Below are 19,220 nucleotides of genomic sequence, written 5' to 3'. Positions count from 1 at the left end.
GACGCGGTGGTGAGGATGGCGACGCAGGGTCGGGGTGAACGCCTGCGCGGCCGCGCGTCCGAATGCGAGACGCTTCGCGAGCTCGTGTCGACTGTTCGATCGGGGAGCTGCCGCGTCCTGGTCCTCCGTGGTGAGGCCGGTGTCGGCAAGACCGCGCTCCTCGAATACACCGCAGAGCTCACCACCGGATTCCGCTGCCTCCACGTCGCCGGTGTGGAATCCGATATGGAACTCGCATTCGCCGGCTCACAGCAGTTGTGCGCACCGCTGATGGGTCATCTCGACGATCTGCCGGAGCCGCAGCGCGAGGCGCTGTCCGTCGCGTTCGGCCGCGGTGTCGGTCCCGCCCCCGACCGGTTCCTGGTCGGGTTGGCCGTGCTGAGTCTGCTGGCGGCCGCCGCGCACGAGCAGCCCCTGATCTGTTTCATCGACGACGCGCAGTGGCTCGACCAGGTGTCGGTGCAGACGCTCGGGTTCGTGGCGCGGCGGTTGATGGCCGAGCCCATCGCCCTGGTGTTCGCCGCGCGCGACGGTGGCGCCGAGGCATTGGGGGGCCTGCCGGAGCTGAGGGTCGACGGCCTCTCCGACGGCGATGCCCGGGAACTGCTCGAATCGGTCATGCTCGGGGGGATCGACCCGCGCGTGCGCGACCGGGTCGTCGCGGAAACGCGCGGAATTCCGTTGGCCCTGCTCGAAGTGCCCAGACACGTCCCCGCCCCGGAACTCGCCGGTGGGTTCTGGGATGCCGGCGGACGTCCGTCCCCGGGCCAGGTGGAAGAGAGTTTCGTCCGCCGCATCCAGGCGCTGCCCGAACCGACCCGGCTGCTGATCCTGGCCGCGGCCGCCGAACCGGTCGGCGACGCGGCGCTGTTCCTCCGTGCAGCTGCCCGACTCGACATACCGATCGACGCCCTCGCTCCCGCCGAAGCGGCCGGTGTCATCGGATTCGGCCCGCGAATGCGGTTCCACCACCCCCTGATGCGGTCCGCGGCGTATCGCTCCGCCGACCCGGCCGACCGCCGGCGGATCCATCGTGCCCTCGCCGATGCGACCGATCCCGACACCGACCCCGACCGTCGCGCCTGGCACGCCGCCAGCGCGACATCGGGTGTGGACGACGCGGTCGCCACCGAACTCGAAAGATCAGCCGCCCGCGCGCAATCCAGAGGAGGCGTCGCGGCCGCGGCCGCATTCCTGGAGCGGGCCACCGCACTGACCTCGGACCCTGCCCTGCGGGGCGCCCGCGCTCTGGCCGCCGCCCAGGTGAAAAGGGATGCCGCTGCGCCCGCTCAGGCATACGAACTCCTTGCGATCGCCGACATGGCACCTCTGTCGGCTCTCGAACGCGCCGGAGTGGCCAGGCTTCGGGCCCAAATAGAGTTCATGGGCAGTCGCTCGGGCGACGCCGGTGCGCCGCCGGTCGGTGACACCGCACCGGCGCTGCTCGATGCCGCCAGGCAACTGGAGAACCTCGACGATTTCGCCGCGCGGGAGAGCTATCTCGAAGCGTTCGCCGCGAGCATGTACGCCGGTCGCCTCGGCACACCGGGCGTGCTGGCCGATGCGGCCGCCACGGCTCGTGCCCTGATCGCCCGCACCCCCGAACTGCCACGGCCAATCGATCTGCTCCTCAAAGGGATGACGGAACGGATCGCCGGCGGCGTCAGCGCCGGGGCAGAGCCGATCCGTGTCGCGTTGGAGGCGATGTGCGTCATGGCCCAGACCGACGAGAGCCAGGTTCGACGGTGGCTGGTGCCGGCGTTCCCGATCATCCAGGAATCAGCCGCGCACGAACTCTGGGACGAAACCATCGTCGATCGGCTGTCGGATGCGGTGGTGCGCCACGCCCGCAACACCGGCGTGCTGGCGGGCCTGCCCCGGGCGCTCATCTACCGGGCCGGCGCACATCTGCTCGCCGGCGAATTCGGTACCGCGGAAAGGCTTCTCGAAGAAGCGAGTTCGATCACCGCGGCGACGGGGCACAGCGCTCCGGTGCGCTACCACGCCCTGTTGCTCGCCGCGTGGCGAGGCGTGGTGGGTGACGTGGCAGGCGTGATCGAGGAGGCGGACGAGGGTGCCGTGGCCCGTGGCGAGGGACGACTGCTCGGGCTGTCGAAGTACGCCAGCGCGGTGCTCTACAACGGCCTCAGCCGATACGAGGAGGCGCTGACCGCCGCACGCGAAGGGTGCGAATACGAGGATCTCGGCATCTACGGCTGGTGTCTGTACGAGGTCGTCGAGGCGGCTGCGCGCGTCGGCGAAATGAAGGTCGGCTCCGAGGCGCTGCACCGCCTCGAGGAGAGGGCGGGCGCCAGTGGCACCGACTGGGGTCTGGGCGCCATGGCAAGTGCCCGAGCACTATTGGCCGACGACGCGCACGCCGACGCCTTGTTCACAGAGGCCGTCGAACGCCTGAACCGGACCCGCATCGTCGTGCACCTGGCCCGCACCCACCTCGCATACGGCGAGTGGCTCCGCCGGACCAACCGGCGCGTCGACGCCCGCAGACATCTGGGCGTCGCACACGAGATGTTCACCCGGATGGGCTCACAGGGGTTCGCCGAACGGGCTCGCCGGGAACTCACGGCCACCGGTGAGAAGGTGCGCAGGCAACCGCTCACCTCCGGTGACGAGCTCACCGCGCAGGAGGCGCAGATCGCCCGACTCGCCGCGGACGGTCTGACGAATCAGGAGATCGGTGCGCAGCTGTTCATCAGCACCCACACCGTGGAATGGCACCTGAGAAAGGTCTTCGTCAAACTCGGGATCACCTCACGCCGGCAGTTGCGCACGGTGTCGTGGGCCAGCTGACCCACTGACTTCGCCGACGGGCCACGGACTACGGGTCACGGACTACGGGGTTCCAAGGGTTCGGTTTCTCCTCACACCCGCGAGTCTGATCATGACAGCCCGCCACCGGGCTCTCGCCAGGGAACACCGGCAGTCGAAGGAGCCTCGATCATGACCGTCACCGCATTTCAGACCGCGTCCGAGCCGCAGCGGGATCTCGCCGCGAGGTTCGCCGGCGACGCCGTACCGCTGTTCGACGCCCTCGCCCGCAAGGCGCGGCGGCTGACCCGTTGCGAGGCCGACGCCGAAGACCTCCTGCAGGACACGCTGCTGCGCGCCTTCGCGGGATTCCACACCTTCGAGGAGGGCAGCAACCTCAAGGCGTGGCTCTTCCGGATCCTCTACAACCGGTGGGTCAGCACCTACCGCGCCAGGCAATGTCGTCCGCTCGAGGTTCCGGTCGACGACATCACCGAGCGCGAACTCGCCGACAGCGCGAACCGGGTGCCGGCAGGGGTGCGCTCCGCCGAGGCCGAAGCGCTCGCCGGTCTTCCGGACGGCGACATCATGGCCGCGATGGGCACCCTGCCCGAGGGCTTCCGGGAGGCGCTGTACCTGGCCGAAATCGAGGAGTACACGTACGCGGAAATCGCCGCGATGCTGGACATCCCGCTGGGGACGGTGATGTCGCGCGTCTCACGGGGCCGACAGCGCCTCCGCATCGCCTTGGCTCATCTCGCCGATGGCCGCGGTGATTCCCTCCCCGCCCAGCAGCGCGCGGCTTGAGAACCGGGGAGCCAGGCAGATGTCCACGAATTTCGATCCGGCATGGGAATCCGCACCGACGGTCATCCAGGAAATCAGGCCACCGCACCTTCCGCAGGACGCCCACGTGATGACCGTCGTGATCGAATACGCGCCGGGCAGCGCCGGTGCGCCACCGCATCGGCATCCGGGCGGACCGGCCTTCGGATACATGCTGGAAGGCGAGATGCTCTTTGAACTCGAAGGGGAGCCACCGCGGGTCGTCCGGGCGGGAGAAGCCTTCTGGGAACCCGGCGGCGACGTCATCCACTATTCGGACGCCAACAACCGCGATGACGTCAGGAGCCGCTTCGTCGTCACGATGGTCTGCGTTGCGGGCCAGCCGATGCTGGTCCCGGTCGACGACGACGAACTGGCAGCGCGGGCGCACCTGCGCGTGCCCGCCGCCTGACCATTTCACAGCCCGGGTCGCGGGGTTCCCGGTCCTCGCGCCATGATGGGTGAGTTGTGACTGACGTAGACCTCGACCTCAGGGCGCTACCGCAGCCGCCGAAAAACCCGCTGCCGTATCGGCAGTTGCTGCCCCTGGTGCGCAATTTCCACACCGGGCAGGAAGTGCTGCGCCGCATCGGAGGGCCGGTGATCCGGCTCAAACTCGGCCCGAAGTGGATGATCCCGCAGATCGTCGTGGTCACCTCACCGGCAGGGATCCGCGACGTTCTCGCACGCCACCATGCCTCGGCCGAACGGTGCCGGGTCCACGACGAAGTGCGCGATCTCGGTGGCGAAAGCCTCTTCGTCCTGCCCAACGATCCGTGGGTGCCGCGTCGCCGGGCGCTGCAACCCGTGTTCACCAAGCCCAGCGTGCGCAGCTTCGGCGGACACATGTCGCGGGCGGCCGAGATGGTCGGCGAGGGCTGGGGTGCGCACGCGCACGTGAACCTCGATGACGAATGCCGCCGGCTGACGATGCGGTCGCTGGGCCGGTCGATCCTCGGCCTGGACCTCGACGCGAAGGCCGACGTGATCGCCGGCCCGTTGCCCGTCGCGGCGGGTTACGCCGCCGACCGGGCACTGAAACCGGTGCGGGCGCCGCGCTGGCTGCCAACCCCTCAGCGCCGCCGGGCCAACGCCGCGGTGGCGCAGATGAAGGCCGTCACGTCCGAGATCCTGCAGGCCTGCCGGGCCGATCCCACCCGGGACGCGCCCCTGGTCCACGCGCTGATCAACGCCTCGGATCCGGAGACCGGGCTGGCGCTGTCCGACGACGACATCTGCAACGAACTGCTGGTGTTCATGCTGGCCGGTCACGACACGACCGCCACCCTGCTGACCTACGCGCTGTGGGCACTCGGACACCATCCGGACGTCCAGGACCGCGTCGCCGCCGAGGCCCGCGCAATCGGTGACCGCCTCCTGACCCCTGATGACGTCGGCCGTCTCGGATACACCGTGCAGGTGCTCAACGAGGCACTCAGGCTGTGCCCACCTGCCGCGGGCGTCGGCAGACTGGCGCTGCGCGACGTCGAAATCGACGGCTACCGCGTTGAGGCGGGCACCCTGGTGGGTGTCGGGATCTACGCGGTCCATCGGGACCCCGCGCTGTGGGACCGCCCCTTGGAATTCGACCCGGAGCGCTTCAGCCCACAGAACGTCAAGGAACGCGACCGCTGGCAGTTCATCCCGTTCGCTGGCGGGCCACGTGCGTGCATCGGCCAGCACTTCGCGATGCTGGAGGCGACGCTCGCGCTGGCCACGCTGATCAGGACCCACGAAATCCGTTCGGCCGACGATGATTTCCCACTCGAGACGCCCTACACCACCGTCGCCGCCGGTCCGATATGGGCCCGCGTGCACCGCAGGACCTGAAGCCCAAGCACCTGGTGACGGCGCGTTGTGGAATTCGGCGCTGGAGTCGCCTTCCGCGGCCTATGCTGATGCCGACCGTAGCCCTGAACACGACGGCGTCTCTGTGGCCATTGACACGCTAGCCAGCGTCCTTCCCGCAAAAATCCTCGCGCGCAAAGCCGTTGCTGTGGCAACTGTTTTGCTCATTCTCGCTGTCGTTCCCTCATGTGGCCACGCCGCACAGACAGCGGTCGGCGCAAGCGTGCCTGCGACGCCCGCCCAGAGCGCAGTTGCCTCACCGCGGCCGGCGCCAGCGGTGCACCCCAGCCCTTCGCCGCCGCGTCGGGCCGCGGTGACCGCTGATTTCACCGCGGTGTCCAGGCTGATCGACAACGCGATCGCGGCACACCGGCTGCCGGGTGCTGTGGTGCTGGTCGGGCACGGGGGTGGGACCGTCTTCCACCATGCCTACGGCGCGCGCAAGTTCGCCGGCGAACCGGGACTCGACGGGTCGGCCACCCCGGCAGAGCCGATGACCGAGGACACGATCTTCGACCTGGCGTCATTGACCAAGAGCCTCGCCACGGCGGTTGCCGTCATGCAGCTCTACGAACAAGGCAGGATCCAGCTCGACGATCCCGTGCAGAAGTACTTGCCCGGCTTCAACCCGGCGGACGATCCGCAGCGCGCCAGGGTGACGGTGCGCATGCTGCTCACCCACTTCTCGGGTGAAGTGCCGGACGTCAACCTCGACGATCCCTGGGGACTGAACGGCGCCGACAAAAACGAGGGCATCACTCGCGCGCTCACCGCACCGCTGCAGTCCGGGCCCGGTGAGGTCTTCCGCTATTCCGACATCAATTTCATCCTGCTCGGCGCGCTGATCGAGCGCGTCACCGGCGAGCCGGAAGACGTCTATGTCGAGCGCAATGTCTTTGCCCCGCTCGGCATGTCGGATACGCACTATCTTCCGCCCGCGAAGGCATGTGGTCCCCACACAGTGAAAGGGGCCGCGTTGAGATGGGCTCCCGCGGGTCGAGGCGGCGTACCGGTGCGCTGTCCCGCGGGCACGTGGAGCACCGATCTCCTCTCGCGCATCGCGCCGACGGCCCATGACGACGAAGGCCGCCGCGATCCGAGGACCAATCCCGACTACGGGCAGCTGCTGCGGGGTGCTGTGCACGACGGGACGGCGCGTCGCATGGGTGGCGTGGCCGGGCACGCCGGGGTGTTCTCCACGGCGCACGATGTCGGCATGTTCGCGCAGGCCCTGCTCGACCGGCTTGCGAACCGCCCGAGCGCGTTTCCGCTCGAGAAAGCGACACTCGAGCTGATGACGACCCCTCAGCAGCCCGGGCACACGCCCCGACAGATCGACGCGGCGCGCGACACCGCAGCGGGAGCCGCGAAGAGGGCACCCAACGCACGGCTGGCGCCGCACTATCCGGCGATCAGGGGACAGAATCTGCGCGGTCTCGGATGGGACATCGACACGGCGCACTCCCAGCCGCGGGGGATGGTCTTCCCCGTCGGCGGCTTCGGCCACACCGGCTTCACCGGAACCTCGGTGTGGATCGACCCGGGTTCAGACACCTACGTCGTTCTCCTGGCGAACGCGATTCATCCGTGGGGCAACCCACCGATCTCTATGCTGCGCGGTGAGGTGGCCACGGCGGCAGCGCGGGCCCTCGGTCTCTACAGCGAGGCGCCGCGCTGAGTCGCGTCACGTCCTGTCGAGATCCCACTGCCCGAAATCGCTCGCCAGGACCTCGTCCACATCGACGTTGGTGCCGGCCATACGGACACCCGGCTCCGAAGCGGTGACGACGACGGATTGATAGAGCACCGCCCTGGGCTCGCGCTCACCACCGGACCACGCTTTCGTCTGCCAGGCCCACCAGTGCCCCGGCGCGGTCGAGCGGCCGATCACGCCGTCTTCGATCGCCCACGCACACGCCTGAGAGTGTCCGTAGACGCCGGTGCGGTTCACTCCCAACACCGAGTTGATTCCCCGCAGCCACTCGACGGCGACGCTTTTCCAGGTGTCGAGGTCGATGTCCTCGTCGATACTGAAGAAGATCGGTGCCCCAACCGGCCCACCGGCCGCGTCGTGCAGCCGCAGGGCGGTCTGGGCGTCCGCGACGCCACCGCCATATCCGCGGGTGTAGTCCGAGGGTGTGGGCCAGCCGGGCTTGCCGTACTGGTAGCAGCTGACGACGTGCAGACCCGCCGCGCGCAGCGCATCCGCGTAGCCGCGGGTGACCGGCTTGAAATCGAAGTCCGCACCGGGCCGTAACTCGGACACGTATACGAGCGCCCCGTCGAAGCCCGCCGCTTTGATCTGGTCCGGGGGGACCAACCGATGCGTGAAGTCGATCAGCCTCATATCGGCGGCCGATGCCTTCTGCGCGGCGACGGTCGCGACCACCGAGCCGAACGCCAGGAGAGCCGGCGCGGAAAGACCGTAGATGAGCGCTTTGCGCCGGGAGACGGATCGCGGCCCGCCACGACCGGACTGCGTGGGCCGATCATGCACGGCGCGATGGTAACAACGGTGCTGTCAGGTCCGGGGCCGGTCAGCGAAAGATCATGCGGGGCGGCCGCGGGGAGTGGGTCGTCCTCTCACTCCGTGCTGTCGAGTCGGTCACCGACGTAGTGCAGCAGCGCGGGATCGGTGGAGTCGAACCGGTCGACTTCCTCGCCCCCGTCGCACCGGAGCAGGGCAATCGTCACGCCGCCGGGGGTCCGGGACACCACGGTCCACAGTGCGCCGCTGTCCTGCCAGCGCTTGAGCTCCTCGACTCGGTCCCGCTCAGTCATGGAATCCACCATCCCATGGGGCGGAACACCCGTGGCTAGGCTGACGGCGTGCACGCAGCCTGGGCGGTGGCGGTCGCCGCGCTCTTCGTGTGGTTGGGGATGGTGCTCGCGATCTCGTTCCTCGAAGCACCGTTGAAGTTCCGGGCCCCGGGAGTGACGCTGCCGCTCGGGCTGGGGATCGGGCGGCTGGTGTTCCGCGCGCTCAATGTCAGCGAGGCGGTGCTGGCAGTCGTGGTGGCGGTGTCCTTCATCGTGCATCCACCCGCGGTGAGTGTCGCCGTCTCCGCGGCGGCGGCCGTCGTGGTTTTGCTCGCGCAGGTGCTCGCGGTGCGTCCCCGGCTCAGCCGTCGGTCGGACGCGGTGCTCGCCGGAGCGGACGGCCCGCGGTCACGTGCGCATTACGTGTACATCGCGCTCGAGCTCGTCAAGGTGGTCGCGCTGATCGTGGCCGGGGTCCTGCTGCTCGCGGCATGAGACGTAGGTAAACCTACCCTCAGTCGCTCCGGTAGGCTCGTCGCTCAAATGACCGAGATCGAAGAGGCGCCCACGCCGGTCCTGCCACGTGAGCTGACGACCGTCTCCGACGAGGTGCGCGCCGTGCCCGCCCCGCCGCTGCCCGTGTTGGCCGAGCCCTTCGCGCTGCGCCCCGCCGATGCGGACGCCGACGCGGAGATGGTCTCAGAGTGGATGAATCGGCCCCACCTCGTCGAGGCGTGGGAGTATCCGTGGCCGCCGGAGCGGTGGCGCCGACACCTCCGAGCCCAGATCGACGGCGAGTACTCGCGGCCGTTGATCGGCAGCTTCAAGGGCGCCGACGTGGTCTACGTCGAGCTGTACCGGGCCGCCAAGGACTCCATCGGGCCGCGCTATGACGCCGATCCGTACGACATCGGCATGCACGCGGCGATCGCCGACCTGAAGTTCGTCAATCGAGGGTTCGCGCCGTTGCTCCTGCCCCGCGTGGTGGCGAGCGTGTTCGAGATCGAACCGCGTTGCCGGCGCATCATGTTCGATCCCGACCACCGCAACACCGGAGCCCGGCGGGTCTGCGAATTCGCCGGATGCACCTTCCTCGGCGAACACGACATGGCGAACCGCCGGATGGCGCTGTATGCGTTCGAGCGCTAGTCGTCGCTGGTCGGCGATTTGATCAGCTCGTCGTAACCGTCGTAATCAGGCCTCATCGCCGCCGCGACCAGTTCCCACAGCACTTCGTCGGTGCCGCCGCCCACGCGGGCGAGCTTCATATCGCGCCACCACCGGCCCAGCGGTGTCTCCTCGGTCAGGTAGCCGGATCCGCCGAAGATGTGCATGCACTCCGACACCACCTCCTCACCCAGTCGCGCGGCGCTCACCTTGATCGCGGCGGCGGCGCGGAGATCGAGCCGGCCTCCGGCGGCGATGCCTGCCAGGGCGTAGCGCAGCATGTCCACCCGCGCCTGCAGGTCTGCCATCCGCATACGCAGGGCCTGATGCTCGTACAGGGTGTGGCCGAACTGGCTGCGTTTCATCATGCGGGCCAAAGTGATTCCGATGACACGCTGGCTGGCCCCGGCGACCTGCCCGGCGATCGACAGCCGTTCGTGGGCGAGACCCCATGAGATCGCGGCCAGCCCGGTTCCTGGCCGGGCGACGAGAGCGTCGGCCGGCACCCAGGTGTCGATGTGCACTGCGGCGGTGTCCAGGGGACCCGCGCCGACCTTCTTGTACGGCGCCTGCACCTGCACCTGGCTCGTCGGTACCGCGATGACGACGACGTTGCCGTGCCGGCTGGTCGGATCGTGGTCGACGTTGCGGGCCACCACCATGATGTGATCGGCGATCGGCGACAGGGAGACGAACTTCTTGATCCCGCGGACCTCGTAACCGTCACGGGCAGAACGCACTTCGGTGCCGACGATCTGCAGGTCCGACCCGCCTGACGTCTCGGAGGCGCCGATGCACAACACCGCCTCGCCCCGGATCGCCTGCTCGCAGATGGTGCGGAGGTAGTCGTTCTTGGCGAACCGGCGCAGCAGGGCGATCGCCGAATCGTGCAGGCTGACACCCACGCCGATGCCGGCCGAACCCAGCCGGCCCAGCTCCAGGGCGAGCGCGATCAACTTCGCGACATCGGGCTGCTGACCGTCGCCCCACTTCTGCGCGAACACACCGGACCGGCCGAGATGCTCGATGAGCTGGCGTGGAAAGCGTTCGGTCACTTCGGCTTCCGCTGTCCACGCCGTGACCTGGTCGTCGAAGACCCGGTCGAGCAGATCCTGGTAGTCGTCGGTGCTCTGGGCTGTCCCGGTCGTCCCCGTCACCGGCTGACCTCCTCCATCTTTCGTTTGACCTCCAGGCGGCGCAGCTTGCCCGACGACGTCCGCGGGAGCGCACCGGGCTCGAGGAACACCACGTTCGACGGCACGACACCGCATTCCGATGCCACCCGCTGCACGAGTTCACTGCGGGCGGCCGGTTCGTCGGTCCCGCGGAACTCGGCGGCGATGACCAGTCCGGGCCGCAGGGCGCTCTCGCCGGTGCCGACGGCAACGACCGCACCCTCGCGGACGCCCTTCACCTGCGCGGCGACCCGTTCCACCTCGGCGGGGAAGATGTTGCGCCCGGCGACGGTGATCAGTTCCTTGGCCCGCCCGCACACGACCAGTCCACCGTCGACGAAGTAGCCGAGATCGCCGGTGGGAAACCATGATTCGGGTGCCAACGGCGTCTCGCCGACATAGCCCGTCATCATCGACGATCCGCGGACCTCGATCTCACCGGTCTCCCGGCCCTCGACGTGCTCGGTGGCGCCGTCGACCGGAGCGATCCGCACCTGCATACCCGCGATCGCCTGACCGACGACGGCATGTGTGCGGCGGAGGTAGCGTCCGCTGTCGGTGCTGACCTCCACCTCGTCGACCTGCAGGCCGGATCCGAGCAGCGGAACCGTGACCGCACAGTTGGATTCGGCGAGCCCGTAGGAGGGGGACAGGGCGGCGGCGTCGAAGCCGAAGCGGGCCATCTCGGTGGCGAACCGCTGCGTGCCGTCGCAGTCGACGGGCTCACCGCCGTTGAGGGCGAAGCGCAACGCCCCCAGGTCGACATCGGCGAGTCGGCTGCCGTACTTGCCGATCAGCCCGTAGGCCATGTTGGGCGCCGCGGTCATGGTGGCCGCGCTGGCGGTCAGCCACTGCACCCAGTTGAACGGGGATGCCGCGAACGCCGACGTCGGCGCCTGCCGGAGCCCCGAACCGCTCAGCGCGCAGGAGAGCAGGAACGTCAGGCCCATGTCGTGGTAGAGCGGCAACCAGGAACAGCCGACGTCATCGGAGGTGATGTCGATGCGGGTCTGCAGGCCGCGCAGATTCGCCAGCACCGCCTCGGGGGAGAGGGCAGCCGTGCGCGGCGTGCCGGTCGACCCGGCGGTGCCCTGCAGCACCGCGAACTCGCCGCCGGTCGTGGGCGGGGTGAACGTCGTGGAGCGCCGCGGTTGCGCGATCTCCGTCACGTCGTGCACCGGGACCACACTCGCGGCCGCGCGCAGCGCGTCGAACTGCTCGCCGTGGCTGAGCACCATGCGCGCCCCGATCGCCGCACACCGCTGCGTGGTGTTCTGCGCCCACTGCGAGAGGTCGGCACCGCGGACGGGGCCGGGGAGGATCGACAGCGCGGCACCGGCATACAGGGTTCCGGGGATCGCTGCGATGAACTCCACGGTGGGTTCCCCGACGAGCACCACCACGGTCGCCTCGTCGTCGGCGATTCGCGCGGCGACGTTCTCCGCCCGCTGGTGCACTTCCGGCCACGGGTGGTGGCGCCAGGTTCCGTTGTCGAGGACGGCGAGGTCCTGGCCGCTGGACGTCATCGCATCGGCCAGCGCTGACGCCAGCGGGTTCACGGGTTGCTCTGCGAGCTCGGCACCTTCGCCAGGATCGCGGCCTCGAGATCGCCGACGGTGTCGCAGCTCAACAGGTCTTCCTCGGTCAGCGCGACACCGAGACGGTCCTCGATGGCGACCATTCCGACGGCGAACGCGACCGAGTCCAGTCCGACGTCGTCGATCAGTCTGGACTCGCGGGTCACCCGACGGATGTCGACGTTCATGTCGTCGCGCAGGATCTCCGTCAGGGCTGCGCTGACGGGCTCTGGATTACTCGTTTGCACGCGCACGGACGGTACACGTCTTGGTCAGGTAAGGCTAGGCTTACCGCGGTCGGCGCGCGTAGGTCACATCGTTCCGCGGCGGACGCCGCCGTCGATCGACACCGCACCCGGAACCTTCTCGACGGTGACCACTCCGTGCTGCGCGGTCAGTGCGTCGGCCACCTGGAATCCGGCCGCGATCCGCTCCGGCGTGTCGACCACGAGCGTTGTCACCGGCACCCGCCGACCGATACGGAACACGCTGTCGGCGAGGGGTGCCGAGCCGTTCTGGAAGCCCCACACGGCGCGCAGCACGGTCACGCCCGCAGTCTGGTGGATGGCGCGCAGGCGCGTGACCAGGGCGCGATGGATCGGCACGCCGTCGTGCAACGCCGATGCGCACGTCTGCACGCTCAACGTCTGAAGTGCGCCGGCGTCGCGGGGCTGCTCCGGCGGGGGCGAGAGCAGCCTGCCGCCGAGCTTGCATGTGGTGACCGCCTCGACGGTCAGCATCTGCAGACCGGGCATGGCGCGCAGTTCGGCGATCGCCGGGACCGCCCGCTCGCGCGGTCCGGTGGCAATCACCATGGCCGGCACCTCCACGTTGCGGCCGAAGAACGCCGCACGCCGTCGTTGCCCGCCAGCCGTGCCGTCGACGCCGAGATAGGCGGTCGCCGCGTGGAACCCGTGCCGTTGCAGCACGTCACACACGGCGACGTGGGCGAGCGCCCCCGAGACCCGATGACCGCGTTGGACATAGACCGTGACTTTGACCGACGGTCCGGCCGGCATCGGTCCGTCCGCCGGCGTCAGCGATTCGAGCGTGACGAGCCCGCGCGTGACGAGCCCGACCGTGTCCGCCGCCAGTTGCCGCATCTTGGCTGCGGTGTCGACAGCCATGACCGCTATCGGCGGGTCCTCGGACCCGGTCAGCGTGAGATCGCTGCGGAGTTCGTGCCGCGGGCCGAAGCCCGCGATGCCACGGATCACGATGCTGGTCGTGATCGACGCGGCGGTGTAGAGGTCGAGCAGTGCGTCGGCGGTGAACCGGTCACCGCTGCGCTGCCGCTCGCCGAAGTACGCCGTCGACTTCGCCAGGTCGCCGCTCACAGCCGGCCTCCGAGCCACAGGCCGGTCGCGGCGGCGACCAGGCCGAGCACGACACTGCCCGCGACGTTGGCCATCGCCGGCCAGGCGCGGCGCTCCTCGGCGAGCCGATGTGTCTCCAACATCCAGGTGGAGAACGTGGTGTAGGACCCGATGAACCCGACGCCGAACAGCAGTGCGAGGTGTGGGCTCAACGCCACACCGCCCAGAAAGCCGAGTACGAGGGCGCCGCTGACGTTGACCACCAGCGTTCCGAGCGGGAAGGGCCGTCCCAGCGCCGAGGTCACGGCGCGGTCAACGAGGAAGCGGGCCACCGCCCCCGCCCCGCCGAGAACCATCACACCCGCCCACAGGATCATCGGCTGATCCGCGCCCGTCGCACGAGCGCGGTGGCGATGACGATCGCCACCAATCCGGCCGCCAGGCTCGCGGCGGTGTAGCCGGCGGCGAGGACGACGTGCCCCTGTTCGAGCATCCGCACCGTCTCCACCTGCATCGTGGAGAACGTCGTCAGACCGCCGCACAGGCCGGTCCCCAGCAGCGGACGCCGGTAACTCGACACCGGCAGGCGTTCCAGCAACCGGGTGGTGAAGTAGCCGAGCAGAAACGCTCCCACGATGTTGACGGTGAACGTCGGCCACGGCCACCGGCCCGGCTCCGCGGCAGCGAATTCCTCGAACGCCGCGCGTGCCAGCGTGCCCAGCGCTCCACCGACGAACACCGCCGTCAGTTCACGACGGTCGAAACGGGGCATGACGGAGAGTATGGCTGGGAATACCCCAGCCGTCGGGCAGCGCGACGTGACAAGGGAGCAGAATCGAGATCATGGCGGCCAACCCCCGCGCCGGGCAGCCGGCGCAACCCGAAGACCTCATCGACGTCGCTTCGGTCGTGACGGCGTACTACGCCGTCGAACCCGATCCTGACGACGTCGCCCAGCAGGTGGCGTTCGGCACGTCCGGGCACCGCGGCTCGAGTTTGGACGCCGCGTTCAACGAAGCGCACATCCTGGCCACCACGCAGGCGATCGTCGAGTACCGCGCCGCCCAGGGGACCACCGGCCCGCTGTTCATCGGCCGCGACACCCACGCGCTGTCGGAACCGGCGTGGACCTCAGCGCTCGAGGTGCTCGCCGCCAACGACGTTGTGGCGATGATCGATTCGGCCGGCCGCTACACGCCCACCCCGGCGGTCAGCCATGCCATCTTGAGCTTCAACCGGGGGCGCGACGCCGACCTCGCCGACGGTATCGTCGTCACCCCGTCGCACAATCCGCCGCGCGACGGCGGTTTCAAGTACAACCCGCCCAACGGCGGGCCCGCCGACTCCGACGCCACCGGTGTGATCGCCAACCGGGCGAACGAGATCCTGCGCGACGGGCTGCGCGCGGTCAAACGGGTGCCGCTGGCCCGGGCGCTGCAGACTGCACAGCGCCACGACTACCTCAACGCCTACATCGAGGACCTCCCGAACGTCGTCGACGTCCACGCGATCCGTGCTGAAGGCGTACGCATCGGCGCCGACCCTCTCGGCGGTGCCAGCGTCGACTACTGGGGGGCCATCGCCGAACGCCACGGCCTGAACCTCACCGTGGTCAACCCGCTGGTGGATGCGACGTGGCGGTTCATGACTCTTGACGGCGACGGCAAGATCCGCATGGACTGCAGTTCGCCGAACGCGATGGCGTCTCTGATCGGCAAGATCGGGGACTATCAGATCGCCACCGGCAACGACGCCGACTCCGACCGGCACGGCATCGTCACCCCAGACGGCGGACTGATGAACCCGAACCACTACCTCGCGGTGGCGATCGACTATCTGTTCACCCACCGGCCCGACTGGCCGACGGCCACCGCGGTGGGCAAGACCGCGGTGAGTTCGTCGATCATCGACCGCGTGGTGGCCGGCCTCGGCCGCACCCTGACCGAGGTGCCCGTCGGGTTCAAGTGGTTCGTCGACGGATTGATCGGCGGCACAATCGGATTCGGCGGGGAGGAAAGCGCCGGGGCGTCGTTCCTGCGGACCGACGGCACCGTGTGGACGACCGACAAGGACGGCATCATCCTCGCGTTGCTGGCCTCGGAGGTCCTCGCGGTGACGGGGTCGACACCGTCGCAGCGCTATGCCGAACTCGCCGACAAGTATGGCGCGCCGACCTATGCGCGTATCGACGCGCCGGCCGACCGCGAGCAGAAGGCGCGGCTGGCCAAGCTGTCGCCCGAGCAGGTCACCGCCACCGAACTCGCGGGGGAGCCGATCACCGCGAAACTGACCGCCGCACCGGGCAACAACGCCCCGCTGGGGGGGCTGAAGGTCACCACGGAAAACGCGTGGTTCGCCGCGCGCCCGTCGGGCACCGAGGACGTGTACAAAATCTACGCCGAATCCTTCAAGGGACCCGAGCATCTCGCCGAGGTTCAGGATGCCGCGCGTGAAGTGGTGGCGGCGGTCATTTCGTGAGTTCACGGACGGAGGGTGACTGTCCGCAGAAGACGAAGCAGCGGCTGCCGCGCGAAGTCTGGGTGCTGGTCGCCGCGAATGTCGTGGTGGCGCTGGGCTACGGGGTGGTGGCCCCGGTGCTGCCGCAGTACGCGCGGCACTTCGGTGTCAGCATCAGCGCCGCGACATTCGTCATCACCGCGTTCGCCGTGATGCGTCTGGTGGGTGCGCCACCGGCGGGCCTGCTCGTTCAGCGATTGGGGGAGCGCAGCGTCTACATCAGCGGCCTGATCATCGTCGCGTTGTCGACGGCGGCGTGCGCGTTCGCCGAAACCTATTGGCAACTCCTGGTTTTCCGCTCCCTGGGCGGGATCGGATCGGCGATGTTCACGGTGTCGTCGCTGGGGCTGATGATCCGGATATCGCCCAGCGACGCGCGTGGCCGCGTCGCGGGGCTGTTCTCGTCAGGGTTCATGATCGGCTCCGTGGGCGGGCCCATCCTGGGCAGCCTCACCGTGGGCTTCGGTCTGTCGGCGCCGTTCCTGATCTACGGTGCCGCACTGCTGGTCGCCGCGACCGTCGTGTTCGTCAGCCTGCGCAACTCCGCCGTCGTCGGCCGGCCTGACGAGGACGAGGAGCCGCCCGTCCCGTTCCGGACGGTGTTCCGGCACCCTGCTTACCGGGCGGCACTGTTCTCCAACTTCGCGACCGGGTGGGCATCGTTCGGGTTGCGTATTGCGCTGGTGCCCCTGTTCGTCGTGGAGGTGCTGGGCCGGGGGCCGGGTGCGGCCGGGCTGGCGCTCACGGCGTTCGCGGTGGGCAACATCTCGGTGGTCATTCCCAGTGGATATCTGTCGGACCGCCTCGGGCGGCGCAAGCTGTTGATCGCCGGGCTCACCCTGGCGGCCGTGTCCACGGCGCTGGTGGGCTTCACCACGTCGCTGCCGGTATTTCTGGCGGCGGCCTATGTCGCCGGCGCCGCCACCGGCATCTTCGTCTCGCCGCAGCAGGCCGCCGTCGCCGACGTGGTGGGAAACAAGTCGCGAGGCGGGACGGCGGTCGCGACGTTCCAGATGATGGCGGATTTCGGTTCGATCGGCGGCTCACTGCTGGTTGGCCTCATCGCGCAATACACGTCGTTCGGGTGGGCATTCCTGGTCAGCGGCGTCATCCTGGGTGTGGCGGCGGTGGGCTGGGTCTTCGCGCCCGAGACGCGGCCGCAGCCCTCCACCGACCACACACCGGCGCGGGCGATCGGACCTGAGGCCGGTGGGGAAGTGCCGTGACCAGCGATTTTGAGCGGCCACCCCGCGTGGTGTAACTTCGGTGAGCACGACATCACGGGGCTATGGCGCAGTTGGTAGCGCACCACACTGGCAGTGTGGGGGTCAGGGGTTCGAATCCCCTTAGCTCCACAAACGACAAACCCGCTCCGGCCACTGGCCGGGGCGGGTTTCTTGTTTGCGGAGCGGTGCCCTGTTCGGCCTGATTGTCCTCACTCTGTCCTACGGCCACTCGGCGGCGGTGGCGGTGATCGCCTTCTGCTCGGGGGAGTCCAGGTCCGCGGGGGGTCGTAGGGGCTGAGCAGACCGGCCTCCTTGCACCGCCGCACCCACGCCTTCACGGTGTCCAGCCTGGCGGGCGTCCGGCGGCGGCGCCGCCTCGATAACCGGACCCCACCGCTGGACGTCGTCCATCGCCGTTGCCCGGCCGCGAATTGGTCGGCACCGTCGCTGGGCCGGGCGGCCCACTCTGGCCGCTGCACCTCGACGTCGCCCGCTAAGTGCTCTCGCTCGGCGGTGTGCCCCACCGACGAACTGGCCGAGTGGCTGGCCGTGGCGCGCCAGCGGGCACGGCTACACCTGGGGGCAGTGCCTGGACCGCTACCTCGAAGCCAGCGCGGCGCGCGCCGATGCCAAACAGGGCGACGCTCGGGAGAAGCTGCTCCTCAAGGGTTTCGCGACAACGACTCAATTGCGTTCGGTGGTGATCGTCGAAGCCGGGGCGGTGGTCCGCAGATGTGTTCCGCACCTGCCCGGCTTCGACCCACCGCCAGCGACAGGCGCACGCCCGGTGATGCCGCGTGAACCGGCCTGGTCGAACCCAGGACTGCCCAGCACAGGACGCGCAGGACCAGGCAGCGCGAAAACAATTCTGCAACCATGAAGCGATGACCGCCCGAAATCGCGATCTCGCGGCGCTGTTGTTCCTGCGCGCGTCGGTCTGCCCGCGGACGGTAGGGTCCGCCGAGTCCCGGGCTTACGACGCGACGAGGTCGCTCTTCTCGCTGGGGCGTCCACCGACTACTTCACGAGGCTCGAACAGGGCCGTCCGATCATTCCTTCTGGTGGCGCGCTCGCTGCGATTGCCAAAGCCCTCGGCCTCGATGCGACAGGTCGCGCTCACCTCGGTCACCTCACCGGGGCGCCGCTCATGCGCACGAGACCGCGCGGGCAACGGGACCACGTTTGCACTTGTGGAGGAACTTGCCTCGGTCAGCGAGGACTTCCGAACCTGGTGGGCCGAGCATCGGGTGTATCAGCGCACCCATGGAACGAATAGATTGCGGCATCCCATCGTCTTTCGCTGCCGTCTCGTCGCGGAAAATGCACGGCCACAACACACTTGGGGCAGGTCAGCTGGGGCGTCGAGCGGAAGTCAACCCGCACAATACAATTCGATCATTGGAGGCCTTTCATGTCACCGTCATCTTCAAGGGATGACCACCCCAACAATGCCCCCGGCGTTCCCATGTTGTTTCCGCCGTGGCTAGAGCGGCTGCAGATCAAGCGCATCAATCCGGTGCTGCGACCGCTGTCGAAGCGCATGCCTGGTCTCGCGGTTATCAAGCATCGCGGCCGTACGTCGGGCAAGGAATACGAGACCATCGTCACCGCCTACCGCAAAGGCAATGTGCTGGCGATCGGGTTGGTGCACGGCAAGACCAATTGGGTGAAGAATGTCCTGGCGGCCGGCGAGGCGTACATCCACGTCGCCCGGAACGACCTCCACCTGGTGAACCCCCGAGTTCTGCCCGCGGGCACGGTCGACCCCACCCTCCCGCGCATGGCTCAGCTCTGCGCGAAGCGCTCCGGCGTGTTTGTCGCGGACATAAGGTGACAATCGCACGAGCGACCTCCATCGGCCGCGCGACGACGCGGCAGCACCACGCGTCACCGAGCTGCGTTCGACCGAGACAACCCGCCGCTAATGTCAGTTCCGGGGTGAGTTCTAGATAACGTCGCAACACTGACCGACCACTTGAGGTTAACAGGGTTGCGAATAGGTCAGCGGGACAACGGTCTTGAAGGACCATGCCTGGTCGG

At 68.8% G+C, this 19,220-nt stretch carries 21 protein-coding genes and 1 tRNA gene; 13 read left to right on the top strand and 9 right to left on the bottom strand.

What is annotated here, in order from left to right; all coding sequences use genetic code 11:
• The first annotated feature begins 15 nt into the window (after positions 1 to 15).
• From I7X18_RS19745 to I7X18_RS19725, 5 genes are all read left to right on the top strand, one after another.
• A complete protein-coding gene (locus I7X18_RS19745) occupies positions 16 to 2,811 on the top strand; it encodes a helix-turn-helix transcriptional regulator (protein ID WP_193043710.1) in 2,796 nt (931 codons plus the stop codon).
• A 150-nt stretch (positions 2,812 to 2,961) separates the two neighbouring features.
• Complete coding sequence (locus I7X18_RS19740) at positions 2,962 to 3,576, top strand: sigma-70 family RNA polymerase sigma factor (protein WP_193043709.1); 615 nt, start codon at positions 2,962 to 2,964, stop codon at positions 3,574 to 3,576.
• A 19-nt stretch (positions 3,577 to 3,595) separates the two neighbouring features.
• On the top strand, positions 3,596 to 4,006 hold the full coding sequence (locus tag I7X18_RS19735; RefSeq protein WP_193043708.1) for a cupin domain-containing protein: 411 nt from the start codon (positions 3,596 to 3,598) through the stop codon (positions 4,004 to 4,006).
• A 56-nt stretch (positions 4,007 to 4,062) separates the two neighbouring features.
• Entirely contained in the window at positions 4,063 to 5,424 is a 1,362-nt protein-coding gene (locus tag I7X18_RS19730) for a cytochrome P450 (protein ID WP_193043707.1), read from the top strand.
• 142 nt (positions 5,425 to 5,566) lie between these two features.
• The gene (locus tag I7X18_RS19725; RefSeq protein WP_404822715.1) at positions 5,567 to 7,120 is read left to right on the top strand and encodes a serine hydrolase domain-containing protein; all 1,554 of its coding nucleotides are present in this window, start codon (positions 5,567 to 5,569) and stop codon (positions 7,118 to 7,120) included.
• Between the two features lie 6 nt (positions 7,121 to 7,126).
• Here I7X18_RS19725 and I7X18_RS19720 read toward each other — a convergent pair whose 3' ends face one another.
• Complete coding sequence (locus I7X18_RS19720) at positions 7,127 to 7,939, bottom strand: DUF1906 domain-containing protein (protein WP_193043705.1); 813 nt, start codon at positions 7,937 to 7,939, stop codon at positions 7,127 to 7,129.
• A gap of 86 nt (positions 7,940 to 8,025) precedes the next feature.
• Positions 8,026 to 8,223 carry a hypothetical protein gene (locus I7X18_RS19715; RefSeq protein WP_193043704.1) on the bottom strand — a complete coding sequence of 66 codons (198 nt, stop codon included), beginning with the start codon at positions 8,221 to 8,223 and terminating at the stop codon, positions 8,026 to 8,028.
• 48 nt (positions 8,224 to 8,271) lie between these two features.
• On the opposite strand from I7X18_RS19715, the gene I7X18_RS19710 reads away from it, so the two are divergent.
• Positions 8,272 to 8,697 carry a hypothetical protein gene (locus tag I7X18_RS19710; RefSeq protein WP_193043703.1) on the top strand — a complete coding sequence of 142 codons (426 nt, stop codon included), beginning with the start codon at positions 8,272 to 8,274 and terminating at the stop codon, positions 8,695 to 8,697.
• A 48-nt stretch (positions 8,698 to 8,745) separates the two neighbouring features.
• Positions 8,746 to 9,351: a GNAT family N-acetyltransferase gene (locus I7X18_RS19705; RefSeq protein WP_193043702.1), complete on the top strand. Its 606-nt coding sequence runs from the start codon at positions 8,746 to 8,748 to the stop codon at positions 9,349 to 9,351.
• On the opposite strand, the gene mbtN is transcribed toward I7X18_RS19705, so the two are convergent.
• The 6 genes from mbtN to crcB (I7X18_RS19675) form a co-directional block, all read right to left on the bottom strand.
• Positions 9,348 to 10,526 (bottom strand): mycobactin biosynthesis acyl-ACP dehydrogenase MbtN, encoded by a 1,179-nt coding sequence (gene mbtN / locus I7X18_RS19700; protein ID WP_193043701.1) that lies wholly within the window; start codon positions 10,524 to 10,526, stop codon positions 9,348 to 9,350. The genes I7X18_RS19705 and mbtN overlap by 4 nt on opposite strands.
• Positions 10,523 to 12,094, bottom strand: coding sequence for a long-chain-fatty acid--ACP ligase MbtM (mbtM, locus tag I7X18_RS19695; RefSeq protein ID WP_193044011.1), 1,572 nt, complete (start codon positions 12,092 to 12,094; stop codon positions 10,523 to 10,525). The genes mbtN and mbtM overlap by 4 nt, the downstream gene beginning before the upstream one ends.
• Positions 12,095 to 12,099: 5 nt before the next feature.
• A complete protein-coding gene (locus tag I7X18_RS19690; protein WP_193043700.1) occupies positions 12,100 to 12,369 on the bottom strand; it encodes a mycobactin biosynthesis acyl carrier protein MbtL in 270 nt (89 codons plus the stop codon).
• Positions 12,370 to 12,432: 63 nt separating this feature from the next.
• Positions 12,433 to 13,458, bottom strand: coding sequence for a DUF190 domain-containing protein (locus I7X18_RS19685; RefSeq protein ID WP_193043699.1), 1,026 nt, complete (start codon positions 13,456 to 13,458; stop codon positions 12,433 to 12,435).
• Positions 13,455 to 13,814: a fluoride efflux transporter CrcB gene (gene crcB / locus I7X18_RS19680; RefSeq protein WP_193043698.1), complete on the bottom strand. Its 360-nt coding sequence runs from the start codon at positions 13,812 to 13,814 to the stop codon at positions 13,455 to 13,457. The genes I7X18_RS19685 and crcB (I7X18_RS19680) overlap by 4 nt, the downstream gene beginning before the upstream one ends.
• Positions 13,811 to 14,209, bottom strand: coding sequence for a fluoride efflux transporter CrcB (crcB, locus tag I7X18_RS19675; protein ID WP_193043697.1), 399 nt, complete (start codon positions 14,207 to 14,209; stop codon positions 13,811 to 13,813). Before crcB (I7X18_RS19675) ends, crcB (I7X18_RS19680) begins: the two co-directional genes overlap by 4 nt.
• A gap of 71 nt (positions 14,210 to 14,280) precedes the next feature.
• Between crcB (I7X18_RS19675) and pgm the strand changes: the two genes are divergently transcribed.
• The 3 genes from pgm (at position 14,281) to I7X18_RS19660 (ending at position 17,309) form a co-directional block, all read left to right on the top strand.
• Positions 14,281 to 15,915: a phosphoglucomutase (alpha-D-glucose-1,6-bisphosphate-dependent) gene (gene pgm / locus I7X18_RS19670; RefSeq protein ID WP_193043696.1), complete on the top strand. Its 1,635-nt coding sequence runs from the start codon at positions 14,281 to 14,283 to the stop codon at positions 15,913 to 15,915.
• Positions 15,912 to 17,180 carry an MFS transporter gene (locus tag I7X18_RS19665; RefSeq protein WP_193043695.1) on the top strand — a complete coding sequence of 423 codons (1,269 nt, stop codon included), beginning with the start codon at positions 15,912 to 15,914 and terminating at the stop codon, positions 17,178 to 17,180. The genes pgm and I7X18_RS19665 overlap by 4 nt, the downstream gene beginning before the upstream one ends.
• Before the next feature lie 56 nt (positions 17,181 to 17,236).
• A tRNA-Ala gene (locus tag I7X18_RS19660) sits at positions 17,237 to 17,309 on the top strand.
• Positions 17,310 to 17,399: 90 nt separating this feature from the next.
• On the opposite strand, the gene I7X18_RS19655 is transcribed toward I7X18_RS19660, so the two are convergent.
• Positions 17,400 to 17,591, bottom strand: coding sequence for a hypothetical protein (locus I7X18_RS19655; RefSeq protein ID WP_193043694.1), 192 nt, complete (start codon positions 17,589 to 17,591; stop codon positions 17,400 to 17,402).
• A gap of 526 nt (positions 17,592 to 18,117) precedes the next feature.
• Here I7X18_RS19655 and I7X18_RS19650 point away from each other — a divergent pair.
• Genes I7X18_RS19650 through I7X18_RS19645 form a run of 3 tightly spaced genes read left to right on the top strand, consistent with a single transcriptional unit; the run spans position 18,118 to position 19,014 of the window.
• Positions 18,118 to 18,456 (top strand): helix-turn-helix domain-containing protein, encoded by a 339-nt coding sequence (locus I7X18_RS19650; protein ID WP_319017963.1) that lies wholly within the window; start codon positions 18,118 to 18,120, stop codon positions 18,454 to 18,456.
• Positions 18,371 to 18,667 carry an MmyB family transcriptional regulator gene (locus tag I7X18_RS30000; protein ID WP_319017959.1) on the top strand — a complete coding sequence of 99 codons (297 nt, stop codon included), beginning with the start codon at positions 18,371 to 18,373 and terminating at the stop codon, positions 18,665 to 18,667. The genes I7X18_RS19650 and I7X18_RS30000 overlap by 86 nt, the downstream gene beginning before the upstream one ends.
• Entirely contained in the window at positions 18,592 to 19,014 is a 423-nt protein-coding gene (locus I7X18_RS19645) for a nitroreductase family deazaflavin-dependent oxidoreductase (protein WP_193043693.1), read from the top strand. The genes I7X18_RS30000 and I7X18_RS19645 overlap by 76 nt, the downstream gene beginning before the upstream one ends.
• Positions 19,015 to 19,220: the final 206 nt, after the last annotated feature.

This window comes from Mycolicibacterium baixiangningiae (assembly GCF_016313185.1).
In the GTDB taxonomy this organism is placed as follows: domain Bacteria; phylum Actinomycetota; class Actinomycetes; order Mycobacteriales; family Mycobacteriaceae; genus Mycobacterium; species Mycobacterium baixiangningiae.
Note: the sequence above shows the minus strand (reverse complement) of the source record. Positions and strands in the feature narration are given on the sequence as shown.